This window comes from Edaphobacter sp., from assembly GCF_028283685.1.
Classification (GTDB): Bacteria; Acidobacteriota; Terriglobia; order Terriglobales; family Acidobacteriaceae; genus Edaphobacter.
Map to the genome: position 1 here is coordinate 54,746 of NZ_JAPWKF010000008.1, position 14,061 is coordinate 68,806.

The 14,061-nt window shown below is 57.0% G+C and carries 8 protein-coding genes and 1 tRNA gene; 6 read left to right on the forward strand and 3 right to left on the reverse strand.

Annotation, left to right across the window (positions count from 1 at the left end):
- The first annotated feature begins 34 nt into the window (after positions 1-34).
- Positions 35-1,624 carry a sulfatase-like hydrolase/transferase gene (locus PW789_RS15255; protein WP_299378008.1) on the forward strand — a complete coding sequence of 530 codons (1,590 nt, stop codon included), beginning with the start codon at positions 35-37 and terminating at the stop codon, positions 1,622-1,624.
- A 103-nt stretch (positions 1,625-1,727) separates the two neighbouring features.
- Here PW789_RS15255 and PW789_RS15260 read toward each other — a convergent pair whose 3' ends face one another.
- Together PW789_RS15260 and PW789_RS15265 are read right to left on the reverse strand one after the other, a co-directional pair.
- A complete protein-coding gene (locus PW789_RS15260; protein ID WP_299378012.1) occupies positions 1,728-3,386 on the reverse strand; it encodes a uroporphyrinogen-III synthase in 1,659 nt (552 codons plus the stop codon).
- A 166-nt stretch (positions 3,387-3,552) separates the two neighbouring features.
- Positions 3,553-4,386: a transporter gene (locus tag PW789_RS15265; protein ID WP_299378015.1), complete on the reverse strand. Its 834-nt coding sequence runs from the start codon at positions 4,384-4,386 to the stop codon at positions 3,553-3,555.
- Between the two features lie 597 nt (positions 4,387-4,983).
- On the opposite strand from PW789_RS15265, the gene PW789_RS15270 reads away from it, so the two are divergent.
- Genes PW789_RS15270 through PW789_RS15290 form a run of 5 tightly spaced genes read left to right on the forward strand, consistent with a single transcriptional unit; the run spans position 4,984 to position 13,705 of the window.
- The gene (locus tag PW789_RS15270; protein ID WP_299378018.1) at positions 4,984-6,768 is read left to right on the forward strand and encodes a NirA family protein; all 1,785 of its coding nucleotides are present in this window, start codon (positions 4,984-4,986) and stop codon (positions 6,766-6,768) included.
- A gap of 2 nt (positions 6,769-6,770) precedes the next feature.
- On the forward strand, positions 6,771-8,549 hold the full coding sequence (locus PW789_RS15275) for a sulfite reductase subunit alpha (RefSeq protein ID WP_299378021.1): 1,779 nt from the start codon (positions 6,771-6,773) through the stop codon (positions 8,547-8,549).
- 24 nt (positions 8,550-8,573) lie between these two features.
- Positions 8,574-10,187, forward strand: coding sequence for a DmsC/YnfH family molybdoenzyme membrane anchor subunit (locus PW789_RS15280; protein ID WP_299378024.1), 1,614 nt, complete (start codon positions 8,574-8,576; stop codon positions 10,185-10,187).
- Positions 10,184-12,400 (forward strand): molybdopterin-dependent oxidoreductase, encoded by a 2,217-nt coding sequence (locus tag PW789_RS15285; protein WP_299378026.1) that lies wholly within the window; start codon positions 10,184-10,186, stop codon positions 12,398-12,400. Before PW789_RS15280 ends, PW789_RS15285 begins: the two co-directional genes overlap by 4 nt.
- Before the next feature lie 33 nt (positions 12,401-12,433).
- On the forward strand, positions 12,434-13,705 hold the full coding sequence (locus PW789_RS15290) for a nitrate/nitrite transporter (RefSeq protein ID WP_299378028.1): 1,272 nt from the start codon (positions 12,434-12,436) through the stop codon (positions 13,703-13,705).
- 237 nt (positions 13,706-13,942) lie between these two features.
- On the opposite strand, the gene PW789_RS15295 is transcribed toward PW789_RS15290, so the two are convergent.
- Positions 13,943-14,032: transfer RNA gene (locus PW789_RS15295), tRNA-Ser, on the reverse strand.
- Between the last annotated feature and the right edge of the window lie 29 nt (positions 14,033-14,061).

Consider the following 14,061-nt stretch of genomic DNA (forward strand, 5'->3'; position numbering starts at 1 on the left):
GGAGTATTGGATGGAGCGGAGAGATTTTCTGAAGATGGCAAGCCTGGCACTTGCTGCGCAGGGACTACCGGAGGCACAGGCCCAGGAGCAGAAGGTTGAGAGGCCGAATCTGATTATTGTGATCGCCGATCAGCGGCACTACGGGCTGAGCAAAGCGAATGGATATCCTCTTGACACAAGTCCAACGCTGGACTCGTTGCAGCAGGAGGGAATTGCGTTTAAGAAAAACTACTGCACGACGCCTTTGTGCGTCCCCAGCCGTATCTCTATGCTGACGGGCCGCTGGCCACAGGCACACCATGTCCGTATGAATCTCGATGCTTCCGATGCATTTTTCTCGCAGGACCTGTACCAGGTAGCAAAAGCGAGTGGATACCGCACCGCGTTGACGGGCAAAAATCACACCTATCTCACGAAGGATCGCGTGGATGTGTGGCGGGAGTTTGGGCACGACAGCGGTTACATGGCGCCGGATGCTGCAACGCAGAGTGGAGCATTCGAGCAGTGGCTGAAAGGGCTTCACTTCAATGTAGCGATGGAAGCAAGCCCTTATCCGCTGGAGACCCAGCTTCCATACCGGATCACCTCCGAGGCACTGCGGTTTATCGATGAGACAGGAGATGATCCTTTCCTGTTGCAGGTAAGCTTCCCTGAGCCACATGACCCGGAACAGGTACCTGCGCCTTACTGGAATATGTTTCCGCCTGAATCGATACCACCGAGGTGCGCAGGGCCAGAGGCTCTGCAGCATATGGGGCCTCGGGCGCAATGGGAATACCGGTTGCAGCAGGATAATTTTCCTGCGACCGAAGAACAGTGGCGACGCTACGTCTCCAACTATCTGGGCGCGCTGCGTATGATCGATGACCAGATCAAGCGGCTCGTGGAGCACCTAGAGAAAAAAAGTCTTTCGAAGAAGACGCTGGTGGTGTTTACCTCCGACCATGGCGATTACCTCATGGATTACGGATTGGGGCGCAAGGGCGTGGGACTGTATGAGGATCTTAGCCACACGCCGCAGATATGGTGGGGGTACGGCGTGAAGCCAACGCCACAGGTAAATTCCGCCTTCACCTCCATGGCGGACCTGATGCCCACCATGTGCGAGGCGATGGGCGCAGGGATTCCGGAAGGGGTACAGGGCAGAAGCCTGTGGCCGCTGTTGCGAGGCGAGAATTTTCCGCAGGAAGAGTTCCAAAGCATTTATGCGCAGGTAGGGTTGGGCGGCCTATATTACGACGATCAGGATGCTGTGCCGACCTCGATCTCGCACGAGCCGAAGCGCTCGGGATCATGGGACGAGTTGAACAAGGTAACGCAGAGTGGTTTGCAAGGCATGGTGCGCATGAAGGAGTGGAAGTTGATATACGACATGATGGGTTATGGCCAGCTCTATGATCTGCATCATGACCCGTGTGAGTTGATGAATCTCTTTGGCAAGCCACAGCACGCTGCGCAGCAGAGTCGTCTGATGGCTGAGTTAGCGATGTGGACGATTCGTCTCGAAGATAACTTGCCGACTGGTCCGCAGAATAAAAAATATCAGACTAAGTGGCCCGCAAAACATAACTGGTACAGTCCTTATCGCCATGGGGCTGCAGAGCCGCAGCCATATATCCCGTAACTCTATGCGAATTGAAGCGTATTTGGCTTTGGCCGGTAACGTTGGTGATGGTTCAGGGAAGGCTATTTACGGATCAGAGTTCCAGATGCTCCAACTAGACTATCTAGTCGCGATTCTTGCGAAGTTCTTCCGACAATAGAATTGCGTCCGCAATCTCACGCATGGATTTCCGTCTCTGTCGGCTCTCCCTGTGCATCATCTGATAGGCATCATCTTCAGAGAGCGATAAATCACGTTGAAGAATACTCTTGGCTTTATCGACGGCCTTACGAGTTTCAAGTCGATTGGCGAGCTGAGAATTTTCTGATTCAAGACGCGCGCGTTCGATCTCTGCTCCAACCAGGTAGCCCAGCGTCGAAAGTAGCCGGACCTCATCCGTGCTATGCCGATAGGAGAGGCGATGCTGCAGGTTGATAACTCCAACCACTCTCCCCGCGCAGATGATCGGACTGCATAACATTGCCTCGAAGTGATCTTCCGGAATATTTTTGAATGCCTTGAAGCGGGGATCGTTCGAAGCTCCTGAAGCCAGCGCAACCGGCTGGCGATGCTTCGCCACCCATCCTGTTACTCCCTGCCCAACCTGCACGCCGACGTGGTCCACCAGATCGGCGTGAGGATTCTTTGAAGCTCGCATCACAAGACTGTCGCCTTCAAGCACATAGACGAAGCAGGAATCGCACGGAATCATGCTTGAGATAAAGGATACGATCCGGTCCAGGACCAGATGCAACGAATCCGCTGCGGCGATTCGGCTGCTGATCTCGTGCAGGAAGTCGATCTGCTGCAGTCCATCGCGAAATCCCGCCATCGTTGGTGTCGAAAGAGCGACACGTCGAACCGGCTGTGATGTTTCTTCGTCTCCCTCGCCGTCGTGATCCAGTTCGTCGACCGCAGCGGAAACCGCTTCGATCTTCTTGTTTCTCTTCTCATCGAGAATTCTTCTGGAGTACTGCGCTGCCTCATTCACCAGAAAGCCCATCTTTGGTCGCGAGGGCTCAAAGTCCGGCTGGATGCCATAGTGCGTCAGCTCCTCCGAGGTCGTTGGTCCGATCGAAAGAATAACGATTGACTGTAGAGCTCGTGTCATCTCCTCTGCCAGCGACATCTGCTCGGCGACCTGGAACAGGTGGATCACCTGGACAGCAGTCATAAACAGCACCACATCGATCTCACCGGCTACCAGCGCCGACACGCAATCGCGCATTGGCTGCAGGTCTTCCGGCAATGCCCACTGATAGACAGGAACCTTCAGCAAATCGGCCGACCGATTGCTGAGCTCCGCCAGGAACTCAGGATTCGATGCACCATACTCCTGTACCGCGACCTTCATCGTGCCTAGAGACGCGCCAAACGACTCGTCAATCGCGCGCATTAGCTCGCGCCATGTGCTTGGCTCATCCGAAATGGCATGGATGGGAACCCTGAGCTCTCGCAGTGCCGTCGAAGGCTTCGCTCCGCGCGCGGCGATCTTCACCTGGCGTAGTGCGTCGAGAAATGCCTCCTTGTCGAAGCGTGTCTGAACGATATCCAACATGGCACGGACGCCAACGCCCGTCAGGAACACCACAAGATCAAACTCACCGGCGATCAGCTTTTCAGCAAACTGCAGCGTCTCCTCGTTTGATTCGAGGCCAACCTCACGCATCGAGGGCACAACGATCGCCTCGCCGGCGTACGTGCGAATGAGCTTCTCGATCTCCTTCGCGCGACGGGACTCCAGAGAAAGTACGCGGAGTCCTTTGAAGCTTGCGTGTGCCACGCTTCCTCCCGATCAAAGTATTTCTGGTTGTGCCCTGCCGCGATAACGGCGACAAGATCAATAAAGCTGTTGGGGCAGGACACAACTCGATTCTATTCTGTCCTCCTGTCAGAACAAACGGTAAACTACTCTGCCTGCGTGACAGCTGTTTTGGCAGATGGCGGAATCAAAATACGAGCCGCCCTGTAAGAACAACACTGTGGTTGTAGCTATGGAAATGTGATGTGGCTATCTGAAATCCGCCTCCCAGCACAAGCCCCAGCCTGTCTTTTGGATCGCTCCGAAGCTTGATTTTGCTGACGATGACTCCCGGCGTTAGGAAGACCTGATTCCTGCCGCTGTTCGGTCCACCGCGAAAGTAGCTCGCATTCGCCTCCAACTCCGGCCAAAAATATTTGCCTACCTGATACTGCGCCACCGTGTTCCAGGCAATGGTGCGGCCTATCGTGTTCGAGGAGCTGGTGGGAAGTACTCCGCCAAGTGCTGACTGGATATCGAATTTGCCGAAGCCCTTGCCGCCAACGAGCGTGGGCGTGATTGTCGAGACCGCAGTGCCATTTTTGTAGCTTCCTGTAGGAACGGAGAAGGCAACCTGTACTGCGGTCGAGTAGTTTCCCCCTTCATTCGCTGCGAACATCCGATACTTGGCTACGAATGACATATCGCCTGCGCCGTCATGCACCGTCCGGGTATTGTGCTGAATATACGGCGGCAGATTGATATCGAATTCCGTCCGTGCAAAGGGAATGAAGTTTACGCCTTTGCCGTTGTCGTAGTTCCACGTCTCGGTATGCGTCGACGTGTACTGATGAACGAAGTCCACCCGTGCAAGCTGTACGATCACCGCAGACGGAGCGACCACTGGAACCGCCCACGAAGGCTGACGCGCCGACGTCGCGCGTACGCGATCTTCCCATGATTTGAGAAATCCGCTCTGGGCAAAAGCGGCCTGACTGATGATGCATAGAAAAATGCCGCACCTGACTGCTGACTTGAACATGATGTTCTCCTGAGAGGTTTCAGCAGGCTCCTGCTCGATGTGTTTGTCCCGACAGGCAAAAAGGCCTATCCGCCTTCCGTACGCTCAAGATGCTGGTTTCTCAGGGAACCACATCTCCTGCAAGCGACAGATGGACCAGGAACGACACACAAATTCTCGAGAGAGAGATCGACCGGCGGCAGCAGTTCGACGCACAGAGGGTGCGATCGAATCTCTGTCGCGTTCTATGACACATCCAGGTGTCAAAACGATGTAGAGGGTAGCGGTATCGTGCCACGGTATCTGCTTTCCCCGCAACACAATTCGCCGCCAAAGATTTCCACTTGCTAAACCGGCCGCCTGCGGCTACTATCGTCTCCAACGCCACCGATGGCGTTATTTGCAGCGGCTACGTACCTCCTGACGTACGACAGCCCGCTCGAAGCTCCCTTTTTATCTTTATCAGCTCCTTGAAGAGCCCGATTGTAGGTCGCGGTTTTGTGTGCTCCGCGATGCTTCTGGCCTGTGCGTCTCTGTCGCTTTCATTACAGATCGCTCTGGCGGTGGTTCTATACGGCTTGTTTCACGAGAAGGTGCCGGTTCAAGGAGTTTTAGAGAATGAGCAGCAACGCAATCATCCATTCGGAAGAGTTCACGACGGAGCAGAAAGAGTATCTTCAGGGATTCTTTGCCGGCGTCGTGCAGCGCGGCTTCACGCTGCCATTCGTCGGCCACACAACCGACGGCCGTATCACCGCGGACCCTGCATCACAGCTCGTCAATCAGGCATCTCCCGAAGAAGAACCAACCTGGTTCGATACACCCGTCTCCGACCTCTCACGGGAAGAGCAATGGAAGTATCAGCAGGATCCAGTCGAGATCTGGGACAAGCTTCTCGAGTACAGCAACCAGGACCGATTTCCGAACGAAGAGGATCGTTTCCGCCTGAAGTATCACGGCCTCTTTCACGTCGCTCCTGCACAGGACTCCTTCATGCTGCGCCTTCGTGTCCCGGGAGGCATCCTTAGCTCCCACCAGATGCGCGGACTCGCCCGGATCTCGGATGACTACGGTGTCTGCCGAGCCGATCTGACCACGCGCAGCAACATTCAGTTACGCGGCTTTGCTCCCCGGCACATCGCCTCTACCCTCTACGAGATCCAATCGCTGGGGCTCACCTCGAAGGGCTCTGGTGCCGACAACATCCGCAACATCACAGCCTCACCCATCACCGGCCTCGACCCGAGGGAACTTATAGATGTCGCCCCTCTCGCGGGCGCCATGCAGGCATACATCACCAACACCCGCGCCATGTATGATCTGCCCCGCAAGTTCAACATCGCCTTCGATAACGGCGGCACCATCACCGCACTCGCCGACACCAACGACATCGGCTTCCTGGCCGTCCGCGTTACTGAGGGGCACAGCATCCCGGCCGGCATCTACTTCCGCGTCGTGCTCTCAGGCATCACTGGACATCGCCAGTTCGCCAGCGACTGCGGACTTCTGCTGCGTCCCCAGGAAACCGTCGCCGTAGCCGCTGCCATGATCCGCGTCTTCGTCCAACATGGCGATCGCACCAATCGAAAGAAGGCGCGACTCAAGTACCTTCTTGATCGGTGGGGAGTTGAGCGCTTTCTTGAGGAGACTGAAAAGGTTCTCGCCTTTCCACTTATCCGAGTCCCCATCGCCGAGTGTGAACCTCGCGGCCCGATTGATCGTCATGCCCATCTTGGTATTCATGCCCAGCTGCAGCCTCAGCTTCGCTACATCGGTATCTCGGTTCCAGTCGGCCAGCTCCCATCCGACAAGATGCGTGCCATCGCCGAGATTGCCGACCGCTTCGGCTCCGGCGAGCTGCGCCTCACGGTATGGCAGAACCTCATCATCCCCAATATCGACGCTGACAAACTCGATGAAGCGTGCCACGCGATCCTGGCTGCCGATCTCAGTTACGAAGCAGGCACTGTTCTGAGTGGAACCGTTGCTTGCACGGGCAACAAGGGGTGCCGTTTCGCTGCCGCCGACACCAAATCGCATGCTGTGTCTCTTGCTCGGCACCTCGATGAACGATTTCCCATTCTCGATCAGGCCATCAATCTGCACGTCACCGGCTGCAACAACTCCTGTGCGCAACACTACATCGGTGACATCGGCCTGATGGGCGTGAAGGTCGGCGGAGAAGAAGGCTATCAGGTGCTCATCGGAGGAGGAGCCGATAACGACCAAGGACTCGGACGCGAGCTGATCTCTTCCATTCGTTTTAGCAATCTTGCTCCAAAACTCGATGGCTTGTTTCACGCTTATCTTTTCCGGCGCAAAGAGAGCGAGACCTTCCTCGAATTCACTCGTCGCCACGACATCGAAGAGCTTCGATCCTTCTGCCATCAGGAGGTGGTGTAGTCATGCAGACCGTACCGTTCATTCCAGACAATGCACCCTTCACTCCTGAGCAGCGCAACTGGCTCAATGGCTTTCTCGCAGGGCTCTTTTCGCAGACCATCGCAGCAGCTCCTGCCCTCGAACCATCGCACTCGCTGAAGATTGTCGTCCTCTATGCCTCGCAGTCGGGAACGGCAGAAGGGCTGGCCCGTAAGCTCGTCAAAGAGCTAAATGGCAAAGGGCACGTCGCTTCTCTCAACTCGCTCGAAGGCTATACGCCAGCAGCACTCTTTGCCGAACGTTATGCCATCATCATCGCCAGCACGTATGGCGAAGGCGAACCACCTGAATCGGCGAAGCCCTTCTACGACCAGCTTTGCCTCCAGCACTTTCCATGCGCGGAAAATCTCACCTACGCCGTACTCGCACTCGGCGATCGCAGCTACGAGCACTTCTGCCGCTTTGGCGTCGAGCTCGACAAGAGGCTGGCTTCTCTTGCAGGCACCAGACTCTGCGAGAGGGTGGATTGCGATGTTGATCTTGACGAGAGCGTTGCGGCCTGGAAAGGCATCCTCTACCAATCGCTTGATGGACTGGCGAACCCGAAGAGTGGGCAGGCGCGTGTTTCGGCCTCGGCCGTTGGCTCAGCTCTCCCTGTGAAGAAGGACGGGCCGCCGGCTCCTAGTCGCGAGAATCCTTACCTGGCTTCGCTGATCGAGAAACGTCCTCTCACCAGCGAGATCTCGTCCAAGCAGACACTTCACATTGCATTCGATATCCGTGACTCTCCCATGAGCTACGAGGCTGGCGATGCCTGCGGTGTCATCGCACAAAATGACCCGTCGCTGGTCGAAGAGCTTCTCCACACTCTGAAGTTCGAGGGAGCCGTCGATGTTCAGCTGCCCAGGGACGGAGCAACGCCGCTTCGTCATGCTCTACTCCAGCATCTGCAAATTACGCGCCTGAGCCGGAGGATGGTCGAGGCTTACGCGACGATCGGCAACTGCCGCCTGCTCTTCGACCTGCTCTCTCCCAGCCAGCTGACAAACTTCGAAGCCTACACCTACGATCGCGGCCTGATCGACCTGCTTCACGACTACCCTGGAATTCTTCGCGAACCGGCGGATCTCGTAGCGATGCTTCCTCGCCTCAGCCCGCGTCTCTACTCCATCTCCTCCAGCCCCGCAGCGCACGCCGGCCAAATTCACACCACCGTTGCTGTCGTCCGCTATCAATCGAATAACAGGCAGCGCGGCGGCGTCTGCTCCACGCTCCTGGCCGACCGCAGACAGACAGGGGAATCGCTTCCTGTCTATATCCAGGCCAACAAACGTTTTCGTCTTCCCGCCGATCAAGAAGCACCGATGATTATGATCGGCCCCGGAACAGGCATCGCTCCCTTCCGCTCCTTCCTGCACGAGCGCCGCGCGCTGCAGCACGGGGGGCGCAACTGGCTCTTCTTTGGCGAACGTTCCGCCGCAACAGATTTCCTCTACCGCGATGAGCTGGAAGCCATGCACAAAGATGGCCATCTCTCCCGGCTCGATCTCGCGTTTTCACGCGATCAGGAACGAAAGATCTACGTGCAGGATCGCATGCGCGAGCAGGGGGCCGCATTCTTTCGCTGGCTTGAGGACGGCGCCACTGTCTACGTCTGTGGCGATGCCTCGCGCATGGCTAAAGACGTCGATAGCGCTCTGCACGAGATCGTTCGCGATCACGGTTCGATGACCGCAGATGCGGCCAGCGAGTACGTTGCAGAGCTCAAAGACCAGAACCGCTATCACCGCGACGTTTACTAAATCGCTTTACGTAACGAGGAAGCCATGTCTCTCCCGCTCCACGAGATCGCAAGTTCAGGCATACAGCCCACGCTCGTTCGCCTGACAGAGCATGGACTCAGTATTGGACCGATGCCGAATGAAATCGCGCCAGCGCTCGAAGCGAAGCCATCCCTGATCCCTGCACGCGCTCTCAAGCACGGCGAGCAATATCGCTTTCACTTCGACATGACTCGTTGCATCGGGTGTCGCTCCTGCGAGGTTGCCTGCAATGAGCAAAACGGAAACCCCGCAGACATCCACTGGCGTCGTGTCGGTGAGATCGAAGGCGGCACCTGGCCTCTCACCAGCCGCTTTTACCTCTCGATGGGATGCAACCATTGCCTCTCCGCTGACTGCCTGCGCGGATGCCCCGTCGATGCCTACAAGAAAGATCCTGTTACCGGCATCGTTCTGCACTCTGCCGAGGCCTGCATTGGCTGCCAGTACTGCGTTTGGAACTGCCCTTACTCTGTACCGCAGTTCAATCCGGAGCGCGGCGTCGTGGGCAAGTGCGATATGTGCCACGGACGCCTGACCACCGGTCTCGAGCCTGCCTGTGTCAACGCCTGCCCCGAGAATGCAATTGAGATTGAGATCGTTGACCAGCTCGGTTGGCGCTGCGATCACGCCAGCGCGGATGCTCCCGGCATGCCCAACGCCGGGCAGACACTATCCACCACCCGCATCACACTTCCCGCCAGAGCGAGTGCACCGCTCGAGAAGGTCGACATCGAAACCCTGCGCCCCGAGCACCCGCACTGGTCGCTCGTTTGGATGACCTCACTGATTCAGCTTTCCGTCGGAGCTTTGGTCACAGCAGTCGTAACTCACCGCACCGATCCTATTCTGCTCTCTCTAATTTTTGTGCTGACGGTCTTCACTCTGAATATCTCCGTGCTCCATCTCGGCCGTCCTGCCTATGCGTGGCGCGCTCTGAAGATGTGGCGTCGCTCGTGGCTATCCCGAGAGGTGCTTCTATTCGGACTTTTCTTCAGCTCTCTTACCGTGCTCACCGCACTTGCGTGGCTTCGCTCCACGAACTTTTGGCTTGTCTCCGATAGCGTCTTCACACTCGCTCAGATCCTTGCATCCCTGTGCGGCATTGCGGGTATCCTCGCCAGTGCGCGCATCTATCTTGTCCCCGCAAGACCAGCGTGGAACATGCGCCACACGCCCGTTGATTTCCTGCTGAGCTCGGCAGTTCTTGGAGTCATCGCCATCTCCGCACTCAGCCATCTCGCATCTGCTCTCTCTCGCCTGCCCCAGTTGGCCGCATTCCAGCCGACGCAGAGAGCATCATCCATACCTGCTACAGCGATCGTAGTGGTCTCCGTTCTATGGATACTCAACCACATCCTTCGCACCATCGTTCTTCACAACTCCAATATTTATGAACGCCGGGCAGCGGCTTCACTGCTCAATACCGAAGACCTGCGCGGAACTTTTCTCGTCAGCTTCGCCTTCCTTGGCCTCGCTCTCTTCCTGTCGCTCACTGGACAGCCGCTGCTCGCGCTTCCCGCTGCACTCGCGGCCGTCATGGCCTCACGCTACCTCTTCTTCGTCTCCGTTGTTCCTCTGAATATGGCGCTAACCTTTATCCGGCAGGTGCATGCATGAGCCTCTCTCCTTTCAAGCGGCTCAAACGCCTCACCGGTATCGACACGCAGCGCGAGAAGTACGCCTACGCACAGGATCCCGTCTACGGCCATATCTCCGAGTCGCGTGTCGCCGAGCGCTGGGTCAAGACCACCTGCGGCTACTGCTCCGTCGGCTGCGGCATGCTTCTCGGTATACGCGACAACAAAGCTGTTGCCGTCCGTGGCAATCCTGACCATCCCGTCAACCAGGGCAAGCTCTGCCCAAAAGGACTTTCAGAACATCACATCCTCAGCGCTCCAGGGCGAGCGCGCCAGCCTCTCCTGCGCAAAGATGGCCAGCTCGTTCCCGTCTCATGGGACGAAGCACTCGACACCATGGTTGCGCGCATCCGTGACATTCAATCACGTCACGGCAACGAAGCTCTCGGAGTCGTCGGAACCGGACAGCTGTTGTCTGAAGAGACCTACACGCTGGGGAAACTCGTTCAACTCGGATTCAAGACCCGCAACAACGACGGCAATACCACACTCTGTATGGCCTCAGCTGTCTCTGGCTACAAGCTCTCTTTCGGCTCAGATGGCCCTCCTGGCTCCTACGCCGATATGGAGAACGCCGACGTTATCTTGCTGATCGGGGCCAACATCGCCGACAACCATCCCATTCTCTGCCATCGCGTCGATCGAACGTCACCAGGCACCAAGCCCCGTACACTCGTTGTTGTCGATCCGCGCGTAACGAAGACTGCGATGATGGCCGACACGCATCTGGCGATCAAGCCGCGTTCCGACATAGCTCTTCTTAACGGCATCGCGCATATCCTCATCCGCGAAGATCTCATCGACCACGACTACATCGCTCAACACACCGTCGGCTTCGAAGAGTTATCGCAATTCTTATCGCCGTTCACACCCTCGCACGTGGCCGCTGTTACCGGCCTCACCGAACAACAGATCATCGACTTAGCTTTGCTCTACGGACGTGCCAGGTCCGCCTTCATCGGATGGACGATGGGTGTCAACCACTCGACACAGGGTTCGGTGACTGTCGCGGCAATCAACAATCTTGCGCTTATCACCGGCAATATCGGCCGCAGCGGAGCCTCTCCCTTCTCCATCACGGGGCAGTGCAACGCGATGGGCACGCGCGAAACCGGCTTCACCTCCTCTCTGCCCGGCTACCGCAAGTTCGATAACGAAGCCGACCGCGAAGCTCTTGCAGAGATTTGGAATATCAACGCCGATCGCATTCCTGTCGCACGCGGCCTTGCATATCCAGACATGATCGAGGCCGCTGTCCAGGGACGCATCAAGGCCATGTGGTTCATCGCCACAAACCCCGCCGTCTCTTTTCCTAATTACAAACTCCTCGAGCACGCCTTTCGTTCCCTTGAGTTTCTCGTCGTACAAGATGGCTTTCATCCCACGCCCACCACAGAGTTTGCAGATCTTGTTCTGCCCGCTGCCATCTGGGGCGAAAAAGAAGGGACCTACACCAACTCCGAGCGTCGCGTCTCGAAGGTGAATGCCGCTGTCTCGCCGCCGGGCGAGGCAAGAACCGACTTCGAGATCTTCCTCGACATCGCATCGCGCCTCGGGGTAAGAGAAGAGCTTTATCCCGGTTGGACCACCACACACGATGCCTTTCTCGAGTGGCAGCGCGTCTCCAAAGGGCGTATGTGTGACTACTCCGGCTTCACCTGGCAACAGATCGAAGATTCCGGCGGACTGCAGTGGGGCGGAACATCCCTTTACCGCGATGGTGTCTTCGCCACGCCCGATGGGCGAGCCCGTCTCCACGCCGTTCCCTGCGATCCTTTTGCCGAGCAGCCCGACACAGACTTCGACTTCATTCTCAATACCGGTCGCACCGTCGAACACTGGCATACGCGCACCAAGACTGCGGAGGTTGCAGTGCTAAACAGCATGGTGCCCAATGCATGGCTGGAGATGAATCCGCTCGACGCCAAACGTCTTGATCTTCGGCCGCACGATCGCGTCACCGTAAAAAGTCGACGAGGGTCCGTCTACGACGTCGAGCTCCGCATCACTGGAATCGTCGCGCCTGGTCAGGTCTTTATGCCCTTCCACTTCTCTGAGTCCAACTCGAACATCGTCACTCTCGGTGCCTTCGATCCTATCTCGCGAGAGCCCAACTTCAAACAGTGTGCCGTCCGCATTGAACGAACACCGCTGCGTAACCGTCGGCCATCTTCCTCAAGCCGTCACGCGTAGTCGCTCGCCCCACATCATTCAGGAGAAAAAACCATGGCCAACTTGAGAACCTTTCTGAAGTCCGGACACCCGCCAACCCTCTTCAGCGCGTTTCTCTACTTCGACTTCTCGTTCGCGGTATGGGTTCTCAATGGCGCGATGGGGCCGTTCATCTCGGACCAGTTTCACCTCACCCCGGCACAGATCGGGTTGATGATATCCATTCCCACTCTTGCCGGCGCGCTCATGCGATTTCCCCTTGGAGTGATCTCGCAATACATAGGACGCAAAAACGCTGCCATCGTCGAGATGTCTGCCATCGTGCTCGCGCTGGCCTATGGCTTCTTCTTCGTCAACACGTTTCACGACATCCTCGCGATGGGTGTCCTGCTCGGTGTTGCTGGTGCAAGCTTTGGCGTCGCACTCTCACTCGGTTCAGGATGGTTCCCCAAAGAACACAAGGGGCTGGCCATGGGGATCGCTGGAGCTGGAAACAGTGGGACAGCTCTGGCTGCTTTGCTCGCTCCGCGATTGGCACAGCACTTCGGGTGGCAGACGGTCTACGGCTTCGCCGCCTTGGCGATGCTGCTTCCTCTTACCGTCATGATCGTCTTCGCCAAGGAGCCACCGGACATCGAACACCAGAGCCTGCGCGACCACCTCTCCTGCTTGTGGGAGAAGGACGGCTGGGCCTTCAATCTGATCTATGTCATCACCTTTGGCGGCTTCCTCGGACTCGCAACCTTTCTGCCATCGTTCTATTACTCCCAGTTCCATGTTTCAAAGATTCAGGCCGGTTCGCTTACCGTTCTCGCTACCCTCACCGGCTCACTCACGCGCGTGGCAGGTGGTTACCTCGCCGATCGTTTCGGCGGCATCACCACACTGTCTGGCGTATTCCTTGTCGTTATCGTCGGCCTGCTCGGCCTTCTGGCGTCGCCGTCGCTCGCCGCGACTACGCTGCTCTTCATGCTCTGCTTCGCCGCCCTGGGGGCAGGCAATGGCGCGACCTTCCAGCTCGTCCCTCTTCGTTGGCCCCTGACCACTGCAGTAGCAGGTGGCATGATCGGTGAGATCGGTGCTCTCGGCGGAGGGATACTTCCCAATCTGCTCGGACAGGCCAAGCAGCATACCGGCTCGTACGCGATAGGCTTCGTCATCTATTCCGGACTTGCCTGCTGCATCTTTGTCATGATGAGGATCGTTTCGCGCCGTTGGACGAGAACCTGGGCTGGAACGGGCGGCCGCGCTCTCAAATCACAAGACCAATCACATGCAGGTGCGCTGCATCCGATAGTAGAAGGTAATGCTTCCTTTGAGATGTGACCGGTCTCTTGGGCAGCCTTTCTGCCTACACGAGCACGGGTATCCTTGTAACGCTTCTTTTCCAGTAGATATAAAGGACTCGTTTGGTGACCCTCAATTCGTTTGAGAGCCTTCCATCTGGTTCTGAGGAGCAGAGAATCGGCGATCCGACTTAAAGTCGTATCGCCACCAAATACCTGTAGATTCTGGCGAATCGCTATTTTGAGCTTGGTTTTAGAGGTTTTGAAAGGGTAGTAATGGCGGAAGAGGAGGGATTCGAACCCCCGATACCCTTTCGAGTACGCCAGTTTTCAAGACTGGAGCCATCAACCACTCGGCCACTCTTCCGTTCCTTCAAGCTTAATACGCCGCGATGC